The following is an 18,384-nucleotide window of genomic DNA, read 5'->3' on the forward strand; positions in this document are numbered from 1 at the left end:
GTAAGGTACTCGCTAATGATCAGGGGTAAAGACATGGCCATCTCGCTTCTCGCGGTGGGATCGGCTGCTGTGGCCGGCTACGTCCTCCGCTCCGAGCGAACAGGAACCTGCACGTCGCGATCGAAAGCGGATCTCGGCGCCCGTCTCGTCGGCCCGGCCGACGTTCCGGACGACGCGACGGTCGTCGACGCGTCCGCACGACGACTCGGCGAGATTCCCGGCGCTCACCGAGCGCTGGATCGAGCCGTCCGTAACGGCGCGCGCGACGAGTGGGAACACATCACGCTCGAGAGCGACGGCGCGTGGTCGGTCGTCGACCGCATCCGCCAGTCGCTGCCCTACTACGACGCCGATACCGGTTCGTACAACGGTGTTTACGTCCGATACAACGATCGCATCGTTGTTCTGGATGCGATCGGCTGGGCCCACCTCGAGGAACCGATTCAGTAACCGCAGTCGGCAGCCCGGAGCGATTCCGACCCCATCTGCCATAACAGTAATTCCGGATGACTCCCTCCATTGGGCCGACAGTGACTGGAACCGGTCAGCCCGTCGTGTTCGTCGGCGACGAGCCACCGATGGGGGAACTCGCGATCGAATTCGAGATCGTGACGGTGCGAGAACGGACTCGGGCGGTCGATCGCGTTGAAACAGCCGCCGTTAGTTGCGTCGTCGTCGATGGGCGCGAGGACGACCGCCTCGAGACCGTCGCTGCGGTGCGCGAGGCCGCGCCGTCAGTCCCGATTCTCTACGTGACGGCGACGCCCGACGGCACCGCCGCGGCCGCAGCGACGCGCGCGGGAGCGACGGAGTACTTCGCCGGCGCGACCGACGAGACGCTCGTCGACCGCGTCGCTACCCTCTCGGTCGATAACACCGACGCTCACCGGGCGGCGACCGGTTCGATCCGAGCCGGGCCCGGCGCTCGAGCCCCCCTCGCCGAGCGAGACGGCAGCCGGGAGCCCGTCTCCATGGGGGACCACCGCGCGGATGTCGTGACCCAGTTGCTCGAGACGACGCGAGCCCTGTTCTCCTGTGAGTTGCGCGAGGACGTCGCGGAGGTCGTCGTCGACGCCGCCGAACGGGTGCTCGGCTTCGATGTCGTCTCGGTTCGCCTCTACGAGTGCGACGCCGATGACCTGGTCCTCACCGCGGCCTCCGACGCGGTCGGTGACTTGTTCAGCGAGCGAAAGCGCGTCGGCGTTTCCGAGAGCGAGATGGGCGACTCGTTCCGTCGATCCGAACCGGTCATCTTCGAGGACCTGCAGAACAGCTCGCAGTACGATTACGGACCGCTTCGGGGCGCGATGACCATTCCGATCGTTGACCACGGCCTCCTCAACGTCGGTTCGCCGGTCAGCGGTGCGTTCGACGACCACCACGTCCAACTCGCACAGCTGTTGACGGCCAGCGCGGCGGCCGCGCTCGAACGAGCCGACCGCCGCGAGGACCTCCTCCGGCACGAACGGGTCCTCGAGACCGTCGAGGGGATGGTGTACGCGACCGACGGCGACAGCCGGCTGACGCTTGTGACCGACCCGCTAGCCGAGCGTCTGGGATACGATCGCGACGACCTCCTCGGCGAACACGTCTCGCTCATCTTCGACGAGCAGGCCTACGACCGTGCGGTCCGACACGTCGAGGAGTTACTCGCGGATCCCCAGCGAGACAGCGGTCCCCTCGAGGCGACCTACACGACAGCGGACGGCGAGCAGTTCCCGGTCGAGATCGAGTGCTCGCTGTTACCCGGCGTCGACGGGAGCTTCCGCGGTACCGTCAGCGTCGTCAGAGACATCACCCAACGCAAAGAGCGCGAACAGTATCTGCAGGTGCTCAACCGCGTCCTCCGGCACAACCTGCGCAACGATCTCACCGTCGTTATCGGCTACGCCGAACTGCTCTCCGAACGGCTCGACGACGATGACCTCGTGGTCGCCGCCGACAGGCTCCGCGAGACCGCGACCGGCCTCGCCCGGACCAGCGAGAAAACGCGGACCATCCAGTACGCACTCGATCGGGACGGCGATCTCGAGCCGATCGATGTCGCCGGAATCGTCGACGACGCCGTCGACGCGTTCGACGCCGCCGACGTCACGCTCTCCGTCTCGACGGCCGACTCCTGCCGCGCGTGGGCCGATCCCGGGTTGCGAGCCGTCGTCGACAACCTCCTCGAGAACGCGGTCCACCACACGGAATCGGAGCCGACCGTCGAGGTGTCGGTCACGCGCGACGGCGAGGCGGTTCACCTCTCGGTTGCTGACGACGGCCCCGGCATCCCGCCGGCGGAGATCGACGTCGTCACCGGCGAGACCGACATCACGCAGCTGACCCACAGCAGCGGCCTCGGCCTCTGGCTGGTCCGTTGGATGATCGACAGCTACGGCGGCGATATCTCGTTCGCAGAGTCGGCCATCGACGGCAGTCGCGTCGAAATAACGCTCGAGGCCGCACCGGCCGAGCCCTCTGACGCGATGCGATCCGGCGGTCAGCCGAGTTCCTGACCCGATTTCGCGGCCAGGCTGGCCGGACCTCCACGACGACCGACTGCGTTCGCTGCAGCTATCGGGCGGCCCTCTGGCCCTCTCATGGCCGCACTGAACCGAGACTACTACCCGACCGCACAGAACCGTATATCACTCCCACAGCGACCGCACAGAACCGCACCCACTCCCACAGCGGCCGCCACCGAACCGCAACCACTACCACACCGGCCGGCCGACCCATATCCATGCAACTGGGCCTGATCGGACTCGGACGGATGGGACAGATCGTCGTCGAGCGCACTATCGCGGCAGGCCACGAGGTCGTCGCCTTCGACCTGGACGAGGACGCAGTCGCGGCGGCGGCCGACGCCGGTGCCGACCCCGCCGACTCGATCGACGACTTCGTCGACCGACTCGCCGACGACAAGCGCATCTGGTTGATGGTCCCCGCAGGCGAGGCGGTCGACGTCACCCTCGAGGAACTCGAGCCCCACCTGGACGGCGACGATATCGTCGTCGATGGCGGGAACTCCAACTTCGAGGACTCCGTCCGCCGTGCCGAGGCCTGCCCCGCGGCGTATCTCGACTGCGGCACGTCCGGCGGCCCCGCCGGTGCCGAACTCGGCTTCTCGCTGATGGTCGGCGGTCCCCAGTGGGCCTACGACGAACTCGAGTCGGTCTTCGACGCCGTCGCGACCGGTCCCGACGGCCACGAACGGATGGGGCCCGCCGGTTCGGGCCACTACGTCAAGATGGTCCACAACGGCGTCGAGTACGCGCTGATGCAGACCTACGGCGAGGGGTTCGAACTGCTCCACGAGGGGCGGTACGACCTGGACCTCGAGAACGTCGCGTCGGTCTGGAACAACGGCGCGGTCATCCGCTCGTGGCTGCTCGAACTCTGTGAGGAGGCGTTCCGCGAGGAGGGAGTCGACCTCGGGACGGTCGCCGATCGCATCGAAGGCGGCTCGACCGGCACCTGGACCGTCCAGGAGGGACTCGAACAGGAGGTCCCCCTGCCGCTGATCTACACCGCGCTGGCCGAACGGTTCGGCTCGCGGGCCGACGACGGCCGGTTCTCGCGGCGACTGGCGAACCGACTCCGGTACGGCTTTGGCCGCCACGAGGTCCCGAGACGGAACTGACCGTTCGCTGACACCGAACACCGGAGATACGAATACTCGATCCGGATCGGTCGTGACAGCTATTCGACCGACCGCGTCGAACCGTTCTTTTATCAGGAACTGTCAAGAGGAAATATTGAGTCATCTTCTTTACTCCCCAACCCGGATCGGCGCTTATGAACACAACTCAGTCGCCATCCGCTTCAGCAGAGACATCTGTCAGCATGACCGTCATCAACCTCGTCGCCCAGGCTGACGGTGCTGACCCGCTCGAGACCGAGCCGCTGTACCACGCGATCGATCCCGACCTCCTCGATTCGCTTCCCGACGCTGAGGGCTTTTCACGTCTCGAGTTCTCCTATCAGGGGTATACCGTTTCCGTCGCGGACGGCGACGATGGCGTCGAGGTTTCGGTCGATGGGTCGGGCGGGGACCTCATCGACACCGAATTTTCGACGTCGTCTCGACGCTGACGGGGTGGCCGTGTCGGGAACGGGAAACCGTCGTATTTTCGCTGCGGCTCTGTTTTCTCGGGGGCGCGTCGCTCAGTGACTGCGCTTTTCGTCTCGAGCCAGGCTATAGTATAGTAGCCACTGTAAGTCAATGCACACCTGATCGCACAGCAGTCGTGCGATCGGTGTGTAACTCGTTTCAGTCGTTACTACTGCGGGTTCGAACGCAACCGATGGCCGCTCGGTCGAGCGCTCACAGGAGATGCCACTGATCCGAGCAGTGGTATCGGTCTCGATGGACGCCGCTCGAGTCCCTTGTTCAGTCTGTCCCAACGTGATTTGGGGACAGACGTATTATCGGTACGACGGTATACAGAAGTACGGCAGGGCGACGCGCGACATTGAAAGTCACTTAATTTCGCGTGCTGTGTCCCCTGCCAGCATACCACTTCTCACGCAGCCCCGATCCGTCCCCGAGAGGCATCCCGAAAGACATCCGACGGTCGATAGCGCTGCCCGACGATTATCGTCGTCACTGCTCTTCAATACACACCCGATCGAACGACAGCGGTTCGATTAGCGTGATACTCGCCGGTGATCGGTTTACCGATCGGACCGTGAGCCAAACTCGATTGCCGTCGAACGATAGTAGCCACTCTTATCAATACCATGTCCGATTAAAATTACATGGACAGGCGGGCGTTACTCTACGGGAGCAGTGCCGCGTTCACAACGGTGCTCGCCGGTTGCTCGAGCGACGAGACCGACGCCGATTCCGACGGTGACGACGGTGAACCGGAAACGGTCGTCGACGAAACGATCGTCAACACGTCGAACTACAGCGTCGACGCCGACGCGGGAGACGTGATCAACATCGATGTCACCGGCTACGAAGGGGGAGCCATCGTCCGTGTCGTCAACGTAGATGGGGCCGTCAAATCGATCTACCACGAAACCGTCGAGGCCGACGCGTCGTTCGATGTCGCAATCGAGGACGCCGGCACGTACGAAATTCGAGCGGATCCACAGGGAGAGACGAAGATTCAGGCCCGAATCATTCGTTCGTAGGCAGCTATCGATACCGTCGGCCGCCGGCCGCCGACTGCGCCGACCCCGTTTGGTGAGCGAGTACGGCGACGATATTCCGTACTCGGCCTCGAGCACCCCGGATCTCAGTCGTCTTCTGTCTCGCGCTGGCGCTCACGCTCGCGCTCGAGCGCCTCCGGCTCCGGGCCGCGATAGGCAGTTGTCAGCGAGCCGCCGGGTGCGGCGATCGAGAGACCGCTGGAATCGCCGTCGGGTCGATACGGAATCGCCATCTCCGGACCGAACAGCAGGAGGCCGACGCGGCTCGCTTCCGCTCTGATTTCTCGGATGTGTCGTGTCGCTTCGAGACGTGCGTCTCGATCCGCGGTCTCGAGGTCGGCGTGAAACTCGCCCGTCTGGATATCCGCGAGCAACGAGCGCGTGAGTCGATCGAGCGACTCGAGGCGCTCGCGAACGGTGTCGTCGGGCGTCCCGCCGTCGGAACGGAGTTCCGGAGCGGGTCGCTTCGTTTCACTCGGTTTACCGCCATTGTGACGGCCTCGAGCGTTCGGTGTCGATACGTCGAATCGGTCGGGGCTTTCAAGGCCCCGTGAATTGTCGTCGGACATGGCTTCCGTAGCACTGATACGGGGGCTACTGCGGCTCGGTGCGCCGACACCGATCCGCTTGCTTTCTGATGAATCTGACAGCCAGTCAGATCCGTTTTTGCTGCCCCGCCAGATAATTCATCTCTATCACACCTCATAAATCTAATCATCAATTAGTGACTTATCCGTAGTATATCAGTGACTTGAAAACGAGAGACCGATAGGCGTAAGCGTCTATTCGGGAACAACAACCCGATGCGAAAACCCGGTGAATGGATGCAATTGCCGACTGACGAGCGTATTCTTGAAGTCCTCCAGTCGTCGGAACTCGTCCTTTCTCCGGCCGTTATAGGAAAGAATATTGACAAAAGTCGAGAACAAGTCAACCGTCGTCTCACCGAACTCGTCGACTACGGATTTGTCACTCGAGTCGAGCGCGGCTATTACGAGATCGCCGATCCAGGTGTCCAGTATCTCGAGGGAGATCTCGATGCCGCCAATCTCGAGTCCGAAAGCGAATAGCAGTAAGTAGTAATACAATTTCTTTATTTAGTTTGCAGCATGAAACGGAAACATCCGATTTGGTAAGTACGTATGCAGAAGTACCTTTTTCCGCCTCGGGTTCGCTCGCGTTGCTCGCTCACCTCTCGGCGCAAAAATCTACGCTAAAAAGGCCGCCTTCACGGGCTTCGCCCGCTTCGGCGGTGAACTGCTCACTTCGTTCGCAGATGCTCGTCGCGGTAACGTCTTCGCCTGTACTTGCCGCGAATTGAACGAGTAATGCTACATGAAACCGCAGAGAGTCCTCTCCCTCTGAAGCGGGCCGCTTCACATGCAACAGTGGTGTGTCTGTGGGCGACTCGCCAGCGCTACGCGTCTTCGTCGGGTTCGTACTCCGCGTAGATGCGGTCCATCCGAGCGGCCATCACGAAATCGGTCTTGTGGAGGCCGTCGATCTTGTGCGTCCACATCTCGATCGTCACCTCGCCCCACTCGAGTTGGATATCCGGATGGTGCCACTCCTCCTCCGCCAACTCGCCCACCTCGTACGTGAACTCGAGGGCGTCCCGGAAGTCCTCGAACGCGTACGTTCCCTCGAGATGGTGGTCGTCGACGACGTCCCAGACGTCATCGCGGATCTCCGCGAGGTAGTCGGCGTACTCGTCGGACTCGAGGGGCTCGTCCTCGCTCGTACAGGCCTCGCACTCCTGATCGGCGAGCGCTGGTTCGGACATGGATGATATGACGACCGGGAACGACGTGAAGATTTGGATGGGGGCCGCGTCGTCTCGAGCCGGCCGCGCTCCTGCCACTCGTTTTATCCCCGCGTCCGCACAACGTCAGCAGTACTGACTATCATCGATGGGAGGAGGAAAACGCAATATCGCGGTTCGGTTCTTCGGCGGTGCGGGGAACTACACTGTTGTCCTCGAGCGATTCTGTACGTACGTCCTCACCGAAAATCCGACCGAAACAGGGGTTCTCGAGTGGGTCAAAGCGAATACGCGGGCGACGAGCGACGAGGGAATCCGCGACCGACTCGCCTTTCTCGAGTCGATCGGGCTGCTCGAACTCGAGTCGGAGCGCGTTCGGCTCACGCAGCGGGGGATCGAGTGGTTGTCGGAGACGGATCCCGAAATCCTCTACGAACTGCTCTCGAGCGCCGTGTACGGATTCGATACGGTGCTCGAGGCGCTTCTCGATGGGCCCAAGACCGACGGTGAACTGGGAGATGCGATCGAATCCAAGCACTCCGAGATCGATTGGAACGACGCGTCCGGCCCCGCCCAACACAGGGGGTGGTTGCAGAGCCTCGGCTACGTCGAGCGAACAGCGCCGGAAAACTCGCTGACTGACAGCGGCCGAAAACTGGCGCGGCGGCGGTCGTCCGAGCACCCGCATCTCGAGCGGGGCGAGTTCTACGCGCAAACCGAACTCGAGGATGCGTTCGACACCAGTTTCGGCTCGTACATCAAGGGAATCAGCCCGCGAACGGACGACGAGGGTTCGCTGTCGTACATCATCCTGAAAGCCCGCGAGGACGGGCCCTACGGCGACGAGATCGACGGCGAGCGGTTCACCTACATCGGCGAGGGCGTTCCGGAGAAGGGAGACCAGCGGCTGACCGGTGCTAACAGCGCGCTCGTCGAGCAGGCCGACCGATCGACGGTCCCGGTGTACTTTTTCTACCAACCGGCGGACAGCGACGAACTCAGATACGAGGGGCTGGTCGACGTCGTCGGTTCCGAACGCGTCTCGCTGGGTGATCGGATGGTCTACCGGTTCACGATGGATCGACTCGAGATCGAGCCGGCCGAGTTCGAGGCGCTTTCGGAATCGGTGTCCGACGACATCGCGGACGACGAGACCGACGAACCGGCTCTCACCGATGACGAGGCGGAATTCACCGAGGTCCAGCGACGGGTCCGCTCGAGTGCCTTCCCGAAGAAAGTCACATCTGCCTACGACGGCCGGTGTGCGATCTGTGGGAAATCGCGCGAATCACCGGACGGCACGATCGATATCGAGGCCGCACACATCTACCCGAAGCGGGCGAACGGCCGCGACAACGTTCGAAACGGCCTCGCCCTCTGTCGGCTCCACCACTGGGCGTTCGACACCGGTTGGCTCGCGGTGGCCGACGACTATCGGATCCTGGTCGCCGATCGCCCCGATCTCGAGGGCTACGAGGAGTTCGTGCCCCTCGAGAACGAGTCGCTCACGCTACCCGATGCCGAGGACCTGCGTCCGCATGCGACGTTCCTCGCCGCACATCGGGACCGACACGGGTTCGAATCGCCGTAATCGAACTCGACGAATACCGGCCGCTCCGGATCGTTCCGGAGTCGAGCACGGCCACGTTTGGAAGCGCGATAGCTGGTTCAGCAAAGGCTCATCAAATCACCCGACAGTGGGTATCTGGGGCTGCTTTCGAACGTTCACGGGATAGTGGTCGCGAAATGGGGCGAATCAAACGGGCTCCCGAAGCGCCCAGACGTCCTCGAGGGGCTCGAGCCGGTGGGGTTCCGCTCCCCGCTCGGTGAGGATCCCGGTGTGGTACAGCATCGCCTTCAGTTGGAACACGGTCGGCGAGTGGTAGACGGAGCCGTCCTCGAGCGCGGAGCGCCGGAGTTCGCCGTCCTCGGTCAGTACTCGGCTTCGGATGCCGTCGTCACCCCGGATGAACAGCTCCACGGTGAACGACGGGTGGAGTTCGTGCAGGTAGGTGACCGCGTCCACCAGCGACGGCTCCGCGATGCCGTCCTCGGACATGGTCTGTAACTCCGTGACCAGCAGTTCAGTCGCAGGATAGGCGAAGAGGACTCGCCGGGCCAGCCGGCCCCACGCGGGCGCGAGATCAATGAATCGTTTCCGGGATCGGAACCAGTCTTCGAACTCCGCGAGGGCCGCCTCTACGGAGCCACAGCGGGCCGTGGCGAATCGGACGACCTCCTCGCCGAGCGACGTCAGTTCGACGCCCTCGACACCGACATCGTCCTCGATCAATCCCAGAAACGCGGCACCCTGTCTGGCGCTTTTCACGGCGCTCACGACATCGTACTCCGACAACAGCGCCGCGGTGTCGCCCGCCGCGTAGTGGGCCAGCGGATAGCCGAGGTAGTTCTTCGGATGGTTCAGCCCGAACGACGCGTCCGCGACCCCCTGTGCGCTCGCCTGGAATCGCAGCGCCGTCGCCTCGCTCGTCGTCCGATTGCCGACGACGCGGGGCACCTCGAGCGCGTCGACCGCCCCCGCGGAATCGACGCCGAGAACGCCGACGTTCAACTCTCGCGCGAGCGTCCGATCAGTCTCGGAGATCGCGGCCGCCGGCGCGGCGAGATACGCCGCGTTCGCCTCGTGGAGCCGATCGTAGGCCTGCACGATCCCGAGTTGCGTGTCGACGCCGCCGCTCGTCTCCCCCTTCGCTTCGATGGCGATCAGCGGTGGTTCGTCGCCGAGGCGTTCGACGGCGAGGAGATCGGACTCGAGGGTTCGAACCCCGACGAGATCGGGGTAGCCGCCGCCGATCCGGACGTGGTTAAACGGTGCCAGAGCGTCGCGAATTGCCGGATCGACGGGGTGTCCCGGAAGCCACTCGGCTTTCGAGAACTGGGTGTCGGCAACCGCGTAGGCGGTCGACTCGTCGTCCGCCGGAAAGAGCCGCCGCTTCGCGTGGGCCAGCACCTGCGGTTCCGAGAGCGACCGGGCCGCGCTACTCATGGCTCCCCATTGGCCAGCTGTCCCAATAATGTTCTGGCGACGGGGCGACGAACCGACTCACTCCTCCTCGACGGCGAACGCACCCGGCTCGAGTTCACCCAGAATTTCAGCGACGACGGCTCCCGTTCCGAGCAGCGCGAGGACGATTCCTCCCGCCCACGGAACCGATCCGTAGTCGGCGAACGCGACGAGCCAGCACGCGCCGACGAGGACGACGCCGCCGGCGACGATCAGCCGAACGAACCGCTCCATGGGTGTCGTTTCGTCGTCCCGATCCACGTATTCCGGCGGTCGGGCCGTCCCCGTTCCCGGTGGCGGCGAGCACGAGCCCAAAATCTGCTCGAGACCGAGAACAAGCGTTATAGTAGTCGTTGAAACGATTTACCCACCGCTTGCACTCGAGCGGCCAGCACCGTTCGTGCTGGCCGCTGATTCGCGAGCGGGAGTGCAATGACTTTCAACGACTACTATAGTAGCTCGAGGCCCCACGTCCTTCTATGAGCGAGATCGAGTCGACGCTCGTCTACGACGACGACTGCGGCTTCTGTACCTGGTGGGCCGACTACTTCGACGAGCGGACGGCCCTCCGCATCGTCGGCTTCAGCGATCTCACCGACGAGTTACGCGCGCGACTGCCCGACGAGTACGAGGACTGCTCGCATCTGGTGACCGACGACGCGGTGTACTCCTGCGGGGCGTCGATCGAAGAGGCGCTCACCCGAACCGACGTCGGCGGCCCCGTCGACGATGTCGTCGAGTTCCTCCGGCAGTTCGAGGACTACGAACGGTTCCGCGAGCGCGGCTACCGGTGGGTCGCGGACAACCGCGACCGCTGGGGCCGGTATCTCTCGAAGACGCCGCCGGCGCGCCGGGGATCCGACGACCGCTGAACTGCGTCCGAAATGCCGAGCGCGTCTTTCACGACGCTACCGCGTTCCGTCAGGCGTCACCGTATCGGAACCGCAACACGCCGCCGGCGACCGCCACGACGAGCCCGCCGGTCGCGAGGATTCCCAGCCCCGGCGCGTACGAGCCGGTGAGGTCGTAGAGCGTCCCGATCAGTACCGGGCCGAGGAAGCCGCCGATCTCGCCGACGGCGAAGATGAAGCCCACGGCCGTCCCGGTCAGCCGCGCGCCGATCCCCTCGAGTTCCGGTGGAATGGCCCGAATGAGCGGCGACAGGCCGCCGAAACCGAAACCGGTGACGAGGACGCTTCCGAGAAGTACGAGCCCGAGGCCGCTCGAGAGCACGCCCGAGATTCCGAGCGTGGCGACGAGCCCGCACACCATCAGGGCGGTGCGGCGAGCGCCCAGTTGGTCGGCCGCCGCGGGGACGGTCAGCACGCCGACGACGTTGGCGGCGACGAGCAGGCTCGTCGTCCGTCCCGCCCGATCCGGCGAGTAGCCCCGGGCCTCGAGCAGCGTCGGGAGCCATCCCTGCATCCCGTGGGCGATCAGCAGGTACATCGTCCCGATGACGACCACGAGCTGTAGCTCGCGGTGGGTGAGCACGAGTTTGAGATCCCGACGAACGGCGGCGAGCGAGAGCGACGAGTCCGCCGCGTCGGCGTCGTTGGCCGCGCGATTTCGGGCGTCGATCCCCAACCGGCGAGCGACGACGAACCACAGGATGCCGTAGCCGACCGCGACGACCCCGCTCCAGAAGAACAGCTCGCGCCAGCCGCCCAGCAGCGGGCTCAGGATTGGCCGCCCGACGGCGAAGGCGCCGGCCGTTCCCGTCGACGCGCCGACGAGATAGATCGAGGACGGGAAGCCGGTCTCGTCGGGCGGAAACAGCACGGAGACGAGTTTCGGCAGCCCGAAGGTGATGGCCGTCGCGCCGACGCCGATCAGCAGCGTCGCCGCGAGCAGCGACGGAAATCCGGCCGCAAAACTGCGCCCAATCTGGGCGACGCCGTAGATCAGGACGCCCGCCGCGAGGCTTCGGCCGGGTCCGACGCGATCGATGACCAGGCCCGTCCACAGCGCGATCGGAATGTAAGTCAACGGAACCGCACCCGCGACGACGCCGGCCTGCGTGCCAGAGAGCTCGAGATCCGCGATGATCGTCGAGAGGGATGCCGGCAGCGAGAACCAGATAAACATCAGGCAGGTGTAACCGCCCGTCCCGACGACGACGGCTGCATACGCGCGACGCCGACTCATCCGTTCGTCCATCTGCACGTGGATGGGCCGCGGTGCCCCGAGTAAGTTGGCTTCGCGGAACGACTGCCCGCAGTCCGTCGCTGCAGTTCTTTCTGCCCGTCCATCGTTCGTCGTGCTATGACGCCCGACGAACGCGCCTTCCTCGAGCGGGCCCGCGTCGGCTCGCTGGCGACGGTCGACGGGGAGAATCGCCCGCATGCGGTGCCGATCTGTTTCGCGCTCCTCGAGCGTCCACAGGTGGCGAGTCCGACGGCTGTGACGAATCGGACGGCCTCGAGCGAGTCACGGGGCGCTGACTCACGGGGCGCTGACGACGGAGCCGCCGTCCGAATCGTCTCGGCGATCGACGAGAAGCCGAAAGCGACCCGCGACCTCCGGCGGGTTCGGAATATTCGGACGAACTCGCAGGTGACGGTGCTCGTCGACCGCTATCGCGAGGACTGGTCGCGCCTCGCGTGGGTTCAGGTTCGCGGTCGTGCACGGATTCTCGAGCCCGAGGCCTCAGGACACCATTCAGCCGTGCACGCACTCGAGTCCAAATACGACCAGTACGCGGCCCACGATCTCGATGAGCGGCCGGTCGTTTCGATCCGCGTCGATCGAACCGTTTCGTGGGGCGCGCTCGAGGACCCCGAGGAGAGCGTCGAAGAGGAATGGCGGCCGTGACGGTCAGTCGCCGACGAGCGATCGCTCCGCGTTGCCGACGATGAGGAGGGTGCCGACCACGACGGCGACGGTCGTCACCAGCGGGTTCACGATGCCGAGGACGGCCGGCGGGATGGCGATCGCGTTGTAGACGAACGCGAGCCCGAGGTTCTGCCTGATTCGGTTGCGTGCGGCCCGCGCCAGCGCGAACGCCCGCTCGACCGAAGCGAGGTCGTCGTCGACGATTGCCACGTCGGCCGCGTCGGCGGCGAGCGCGGTGCCACTCCCCAGCGAGATACCCAGATCGGCCGCGGCGAGCGCGGGCGCGTCGTTCGTTCCGTCGCCGACCATCGCGACCCGATCGTCGCCTTTCATCCGCCTGACGGCCGCCGTCTTCCCATCGGGCGAGACGCCGGCGAAGACGTGATCGACGCCCGAGTGCCGGTCGAAGATGTCGGCCGATGTCCCGTCGTCGCCGGTCAGGACCACGATATCGACCCCGTCCGCGTCCAGGGCTGCGATCGTCTCCTCCCACGCCTCGCGGGGTTCGTCACCGACGATCACGACCCCTTCCGCCGCCCCGTCTCGGCCGACGACGACCGGGAGCCGACCCGCTGCTCGAGCGCGCTCGAGTCGCGCCTCGAGCGTCTCACCGAGCGTCCAGCCTCGCTCCCGGAAGAGGTCGGGATGGCCGACCAGCACCGTTCGACCGTCGACGGTTCCCTCGACGCCGGTCGCGTGGGTGTGGAAGTCACGGACCGTTCGGTCACCCGCCGCAGCCGTGCCGCCGTCCGCGCGAGTCGGCCCGCTCGCATTGCCGCCGTCGCGATCGCCGCCCCCGTCGCCACCACTTCCGTCGAACGCATCCGCGATCGCTGCCGCCGCCGGGTGGGCCGCGCGCTGCTCGAGGGCCGCGGCGGCCGCCAGGAGGTCGTCGGGCGCGTCGGCTTCGAGCACGGACATTTCGCCGGTCGTCAGCGTTCCAGTCTTGTCGAAGACGACGATGTCGATCGCGCGCAGGCGCTCAAAGATCGTCTCGTCGAAGACGACGATCCCGCGCTCGAGCGCCGCCTCGAGGCTCGACGCGACGGAGTACGATGTCGCGAAGCCGAGCGCCCACGGGCTCGCGACCATGAGGGTCATCAGGGCGGCCAGCGCGACCGATAGCCCGCTTGCGCCGCTTACGAGGGACCCCGCACCGACGACGACGGCTGCGGCGAGGACGATCGGCACGACCGTCGCGGCGAGTTCGTCGCCCCGGCGCGTCACGCCGTGGTCCGCGCTCTGGACGTTCCAGACGATCCGCGTGAGCCGGTCGATGCTGCTGGTTGTCCGCTCGCCGACGTCGACGACAGCCGCGTCGGTCGTGACGACCGAGCCGCCGACCACGTCGTCGCCCTCGCGTTTCGTCACCGGGAGCGATTCCCCAGTCACGACGGCCTCGTCGACCGCGCACTCGCCCTCAGCGAGCGTTCCGTCGACGGGAACCCGCTCCCCCTCGCGGACGAGCACCCGATCGCCGGACTCGAGGTCGGCGACGGGAAGTTCGGTCGTGGAGCCGTCCGACGCGTACAGCCGGGCCGTGTCGACCTGCGAGACGGTGAGGTCGGTCAGTCGGTCCGTCGCGCGGCGTTTGACCGTCGCCTCGTAGTAGGTCGCGCCCATCACGATGGAGGCGACGACGATCGTCAAATCGAAGTAGAGGTCGTTGCGCCCGAGTCCGGAGACGGCGACGCTGTAGACGTACGCGCTGCAGATCGTCAGCGCCGCGAGTAGGTCCGTCGTCGGCCGTCGGAGTTTCAGGCTCACGTACGCGCCCCGCAGGAGCGGACCGCCGGTCAGGTAGAGGATCGCAGCCGTCATCACCAGAAACAGGGGCATGTACATCGGGCCGCTGAAGCCAGTAAAGGCGTCGTCGAACTGCGAGAGCGCGCCCCAGTCGGTGAAGTCGGTCAGAAACATCGGATAGAGGACGGCCAGAAACGGCAACAGGAGGAAGGAGCCGAAGACGACGCCGACCACGTACCGCATCTCGAGCATGTCGTCCGCGCGGCGCTTCCGGAGGCCGGACATCTCCCGCGAGCGCCGGGTCCCGCCGGTCTCGTCGTCGGCCGTCGCGTCCTCGCGCAGGTACGCCGTGTAACCGACCGTGCTCAGCGCGTCCTCGAGCGCGTCCGTCGAAACCCGCTCCGGATCGTGATCGACCCGGACCGTCTCCGTGACGTAACTCGCCTCGGCGTCGCTCACGCCGGCTTGGTCCTCCGCGACGGCCTCGAGGAACGCCTCGCAGGTCGCGGAGTGCATCCCGTCGACTCGGAAGAAGGTGCGGACGGTTTCGTCTCGATCGGTATCGTCCGTCCCGCCGTCGGTCATGTCACCGCTGTCGGTCCCGCTATCGCCGTCACCCGCGCCGAACTCGGCGGCGACGTCGCGACAGCCGGTCGAACAGAACTCACTCACCGCAGACTCGCCGACCGTCTCCGAGAGCGGCGAGCCACACAGCCGACAGCGGTCGCGCCGGTCGTCGCCCGCGCGTCGATTGCTCACGGTAGTGGCTGCGGGTTCGACGGCAATAACGGTGGTCGATTTCGATGGCCTCGTTGTCAGCCGGCGGCCCGCCTCGTTCTCTCAGGTCGTGTCCAGATCGAGCCGGGAGAACGCCCACGACGCGATCGAACTCGACTCGAGGTCGATCTCGTCTCCGAGATTCCGCGCGAGGAGCGTCCGAGAGGTCGGCTGGATCAGCGCGGACAGCGGGAATCGGGTATCGGGGTAGAACCGGAACCGGAGCGGTGCGGGCAGCGTTTCCCCGAACGCCTCGACGTAGCTTCGGTCCGCACAGTCGTCGAGCGCCGAGACGAGCAGGCGGTTGAGCGTCGCAGGTTCCGATTCGACCGTTCGAGGGAGCGTGTCGATGATTCGGGTGTACTCGTCCCCGCTCGAGACGACGAGCGCGGCGATCGGGTCACCGTCCCGCCGGGCGACGTAGGCCGCGTACGAGTGTACGGGGTTGTCGAACCGCCAGCGATAGAACGCCGCAGTCCGGTTCGTGTGGATTGCTTCGGGAATCGACCGTCGATAGATCGCTGCGAGCGTCTCTGCCGGCGGCGTCTCGTAGTACTCGACTTCGAGTTCGGAATCGGATTCAACGAGCAACCGATCGCTGGCCCGCTGGGAGGTCGCGATGGCGTCCTCGAGCGTGTTCGTGACGGCGGTGGCCGGACCGTCGTCAGTCGGCTGGGCGTCAGTAACGTCTCTCCTCGGCCCGGCGTTGATCCGGTCTCCAAGGGCGCTGATTGGGTTTTGTGGCCGGTAGTAGGCCGGCACCGTCCCGATCTCGCGCCAGCCGTGTGCCAGGTTGCCGGGCTTCGAGTTCTCGTTCGGGAAATTGAAGAAAAACGATGGTTCCCCGTCGGTGTAGCGCTCGATGGCCCGTTCGTTCATGCGACCGAACAGGCCGCGCCCGCGATGATCCGGGTGAACCATCGTATCGCAGGGCTGGAACGCGGTCCGGACGACCCCGCCGATGCGCATCTCCTGGGCGAAAAACGACCGAAACCCGACTGGGACGCCGTCCTCGATCGCCACGAGGATCGGGACGTGATCGACGTACGGGTTCTCGCTGAACTTCCAGCGAAACCAGTCCGCGTTCCGCTGGTGGCCGAACACTGATTCGTACAGCGACAGGAACGCCGATCGGTCATCGGATTCGAACGCGCGGACGGTGTATCTCGTCGCCGTTCGTTTGCGTGTACTCATGGTGATGGCCGTTTCACGGCTGTCTGCAGGTCGACCGAGAGATGTCCCGCAATGCGGTCGTGATACTCTGCTATTCCCGTCGGAGTGGAATGGTGGTTTGCCCTGAATACGCCGATCCGACAGGTCGTGAATTACTCGATTGATTCAACTATAGAAACAACTGAAACGATTCACACACTGATCGCACAGCCGTCGTGCGATCAGGTGTGCAGTGACGTTCAGTGGCTACTATAGTAATCGGTCCGCTCGAGCCGACGAACAGCGGATCTCGAGCGGTCACGAACTCGATACGATCGTCGCTCCATCCGTCTCGAGACTCGGCGTTCCGTCGATCGCACTCCGGTCGGTCGTATTCCGGTCGATCGTATTCAGGTCGATCGGGCGGTACTCGATCGCCCTCACCAACGCTCGGCGACAGTCCCGTCCTCACCGACCGCGACCGCCCGCTCGCCGTCCGCATCGACCGAGACAGCCAGCAGCGACTCGGGTGCACGCGTGTCGACCGCTTCCCACTCGGCCTCGACCCGCTCGTGGATCACTCCGTCCGCGTCGCAGACGATCGTTTCCCCCTCGCGGCGAGCGATGCCACAGATAGCTTCCTCGCCGACCCGTTCGGGCGTCCACGTCGACCCGCCGTAGCGGTGGACGACGCCATCGTCGGCGCTCACCAGGCAGTCGCCCCGCCCCAGTGTCGCGAGGTTCTCGAGCGTCCCGCCGGCCCCGACGGGCCCGATGCGATCGAAGGAATCGCCGCCGTCAGTCGTCTCGAAGACGCCGTCGTTCGTATCGCAGCAGTAGCCAATCGACGCGTCGGCGAGGGCGATTCCGCTCAGGCTCGAACCGCTGCCGGGCGTGACGGGCTCGTCCCACGAACACTCGCCGTCGCGATAGCGGCCGCGGAGAACGTCACCAGAGCCGTTGATCAGCAGTATCGTCTCATCCCCGTTCGGACCGGCGACGGCGACTCCCGGCCAGTTGTCCGTGATCCCTGCCGGAGCCGAGTAGTCGGTGTGACGCCGGGTCTCGGCCTCGAGCCGGCCGACCGCGCCGCTATCGCCGGCGATCCAGACGGCCTCGCCGCCAGCGGTCGCGTCGACGCCGCTGAGGTTCTCGCCCTCGGCGGCCGGCCCGTCCTCGAGGGCGACCATCCACTCGCGCTCGGCGGGGTCACCGTCGACGGGGTCCGCAGTGAGGACCTGTCCATCGTCGCCCACGGCGTAGACCGCGCCCGTCTCGGTGACGCAGACGTCCCGAAGCGTCGTCTCGGTCGGGACGTCGACGAGTTCCCAGCGCCGAGATCGCTCGGCCTGGGGCGCTCGGTCGGCTGCGGTCTCGCGGGCAGCCGCCGGGTCGGCGTCGCGACGCTGTTCCTTCGAAACAGTAGTAGCGCTGCCGGGTGCGCGGCTGGGTTCGGTACCCTCCTCGCTCTCGGGCTCAGTGATGGCCGCTGCCTCGGTGTCGCCTTTGGTACGCTCGAGCGACCCGCCCCCCGAATCCGTCGCGCGATCCGCGGCTGCCGCGTCATGCTGGCGATCGGTTGCGGTGTCCTCATCAGATCCCTCGATCGGCGTCCGCAGTAGGTAGAGTACGACCGGCGGCACGACGTAGGAGGCGAGCGCGAGCACGGCGAACCCGCGGTGAACGATCGTCAGCGTCCCGAAGGCGGTCATGCCGGCCGCCGCGACCGCGTGAACCCACGACTTCGCGTAGCGGCGAAAGAAGGGGACGAAGCCGTCGCCGGCGCTCGAATCGTGGGTGGCCATGATCGAATCTCGCAGCGTAGGTCTCCCTATCCGACTGGCGAGCAAAAGCGTGCTGCAGGCACGCGGCGACGGCGTCTCTCGGTCGAACCGCCCCGTTCGTCGACCTCGAGTCCGTCCGCGAAATCGTCTTTCGTGTA

General features: G+C 65.5%; 17 protein-coding genes. 9 read left to right on the plus strand and 8 right to left on the minus strand.

All coding sequences use genetic code 11. The features are described 5' to 3' along the window. Positions 1–15: 15 nt before the first annotated feature. The 5 genes from ACEWFR_RS22655 (at position 16) to ACEWFR_RS22675 (ending at position 5,127) form a co-directional block, all read left to right on the plus strand. The gene (locus ACEWFR_RS22655) at positions 16–450 is read left to right on the plus strand and encodes a hypothetical protein (RefSeq protein ID WP_374063181.1); all 435 of its coding nucleotides are present in this window, start codon (positions 16–18) and stop codon (positions 448–450) included. Positions 451–530: 80 nt separating this feature from the next. Continuing rightward, the gene (locus ACEWFR_RS22660; protein ID WP_374063182.1) at positions 531–2,501 is read left to right on the plus strand and encodes an ATP-binding protein; all 1,971 of its coding nucleotides are present in this window, start codon (positions 531–533) and stop codon (positions 2,499–2,501) included. Between the two features lie 227 nt (positions 2,502–2,728). Continuing rightward, positions 2,729–3,628, plus strand: coding sequence for a phosphogluconate dehydrogenase (NAD(+)-dependent, decarboxylating) (gene gnd, locus ACEWFR_RS22665; protein WP_374063183.1), 900 nt, complete (start codon positions 2,729–2,731; stop codon positions 3,626–3,628). Positions 3,629–3,783: 155 nt separating this feature from the next. Next, positions 3,784–4,080 carry a HalOD1 output domain-containing protein gene (locus ACEWFR_RS22670; RefSeq protein WP_374063184.1) on the plus strand — a complete coding sequence of 99 codons (297 nt, stop codon included), beginning with the start codon at positions 3,784–3,786 and terminating at the stop codon, positions 4,078–4,080. A 666-nt stretch (positions 4,081–4,746) separates the two neighbouring features. Further along, a complete protein-coding gene (locus tag ACEWFR_RS22675) occupies positions 4,747–5,127 on the plus strand; it encodes a hypothetical protein (RefSeq protein ID WP_374063185.1) in 381 nt (126 codons plus the stop codon). Between the two features lie 104 nt (positions 5,128–5,231). Here ACEWFR_RS22675 and ACEWFR_RS22680 read toward each other — a convergent pair whose 3' ends face one another. Then, positions 5,232–5,714, minus strand: a complete 483-nt coding sequence (locus ACEWFR_RS22680; RefSeq protein WP_374063186.1) for a hypothetical protein — start codon at positions 5,712–5,714, stop codon at positions 5,232–5,234. Between the two features lie 234 nt (positions 5,715–5,948). Here ACEWFR_RS22680 and ACEWFR_RS22685 point away from each other — a divergent pair, with 234 nt between their 5' ends. Beyond that, positions 5,949–6,215 (plus strand): winged helix-turn-helix transcriptional regulator, encoded by a 267-nt coding sequence (locus ACEWFR_RS22685; protein ID WP_374063187.1) that lies wholly within the window; start codon positions 5,949–5,951, stop codon positions 6,213–6,215. A gap of 347 nt (positions 6,216–6,562) precedes the next feature. Here the strand turns inward: ACEWFR_RS22685 and ACEWFR_RS22690 are convergent, their stop codons facing one another. Next, positions 6,563–6,928, minus strand: a complete 366-nt coding sequence (locus ACEWFR_RS22690) for a 4a-hydroxytetrahydrobiopterin dehydratase (protein ID WP_180842743.1) — start codon at positions 6,926–6,928, stop codon at positions 6,563–6,565. Between the two features lie 127 nt (positions 6,929–7,055). On the opposite strand from ACEWFR_RS22690, the gene ACEWFR_RS22695 reads away from it, so the two are divergent. Then, a complete protein-coding gene (locus ACEWFR_RS22695) occupies positions 7,056–8,498 on the plus strand; it encodes an HNH endonuclease (RefSeq protein ID WP_374063188.1) in 1,443 nt (480 codons plus the stop codon). Between the two features lie 165 nt (positions 8,499–8,663). On the opposite strand, the gene ACEWFR_RS22700 is transcribed toward ACEWFR_RS22695, so the two are convergent. Both ACEWFR_RS22700 and ACEWFR_RS22705 read right to left on the minus strand, forming a co-directional pair. Continuing rightward, complete coding sequence (locus tag ACEWFR_RS22700; RefSeq protein WP_374063189.1) at positions 8,664–9,914, minus strand: hypothetical protein; 1,251 nt, start codon at positions 9,912–9,914, stop codon at positions 8,664–8,666. A gap of 57 nt (positions 9,915–9,971) precedes the next feature. Continuing rightward, entirely contained in the window at positions 9,972–10,193 is a 222-nt protein-coding gene (locus ACEWFR_RS22705) for a hypothetical protein (protein ID WP_374063190.1), read from the minus strand. 218 nt (positions 10,194–10,411) lie between these two features. Here ACEWFR_RS22705 and ACEWFR_RS22710 point away from each other — a divergent pair, with 218 nt between their 5' ends. After that, the gene (locus ACEWFR_RS22710; RefSeq protein WP_374063191.1) at positions 10,412–10,804 is read left to right on the plus strand and encodes a DUF393 domain-containing protein; all 393 of its coding nucleotides are present in this window, start codon (positions 10,412–10,414) and stop codon (positions 10,802–10,804) included. A 49-nt stretch (positions 10,805–10,853) separates the two neighbouring features. Here the strand turns inward: ACEWFR_RS22710 and ACEWFR_RS22715 are convergent, their stop codons facing one another. Next, the gene (locus ACEWFR_RS22715) at positions 10,854–12,092 is read right to left on the minus strand and encodes a CynX/NimT family MFS transporter (RefSeq protein ID WP_374063192.1); all 1,239 of its coding nucleotides are present in this window, start codon (positions 12,090–12,092) and stop codon (positions 10,854–10,856) included. Positions 12,093–12,197: 105 nt separating this feature from the next. Between ACEWFR_RS22715 and ACEWFR_RS22720 the strand changes: the two genes are divergently transcribed. Continuing rightward, entirely contained in the window at positions 12,198–12,746 is a 549-nt protein-coding gene (locus ACEWFR_RS22720) for a TIGR03668 family PPOX class F420-dependent oxidoreductase (protein WP_374063193.1), read from the plus strand. A 3-nt stretch (positions 12,747–12,749) separates the two neighbouring features. On the opposite strand, the gene ACEWFR_RS22725 is transcribed toward ACEWFR_RS22720, so the two are convergent. The 3 genes from ACEWFR_RS22725 to ACEWFR_RS22735 form a co-directional block, all read right to left on the minus strand. After that, entirely contained in the window at positions 12,750–15,272 is a 2,523-nt protein-coding gene (locus ACEWFR_RS22725) for a heavy metal translocating P-type ATPase (protein WP_374063194.1), read from the minus strand. An 81-nt stretch (positions 15,273–15,353) separates the two neighbouring features. Continuing rightward, positions 15,354–16,484, minus strand: coding sequence for a GNAT family N-acetyltransferase (locus tag ACEWFR_RS22730; protein WP_374063195.1), 1,131 nt, complete (start codon positions 16,482–16,484; stop codon positions 15,354–15,356). 398 nt (positions 16,485–16,882) lie between these two features. Beyond that, a complete protein-coding gene (locus tag ACEWFR_RS22735; protein ID WP_374063196.1) occupies positions 16,883–18,247 on the minus strand; it encodes a WD40/YVTN/BNR-like repeat-containing protein in 1,365 nt (454 codons plus the stop codon). Positions 18,248–18,384 lie beyond the last annotated feature (137 nt).

The sequence above is a fragment of the Natrinema sp. H-ect4 genome, from assembly GCF_041894845.1.
In the GTDB taxonomy this organism is placed as follows: Archaea; Halobacteriota; Halobacteria; order Halobacteriales; family Natrialbaceae; genus Natrinema.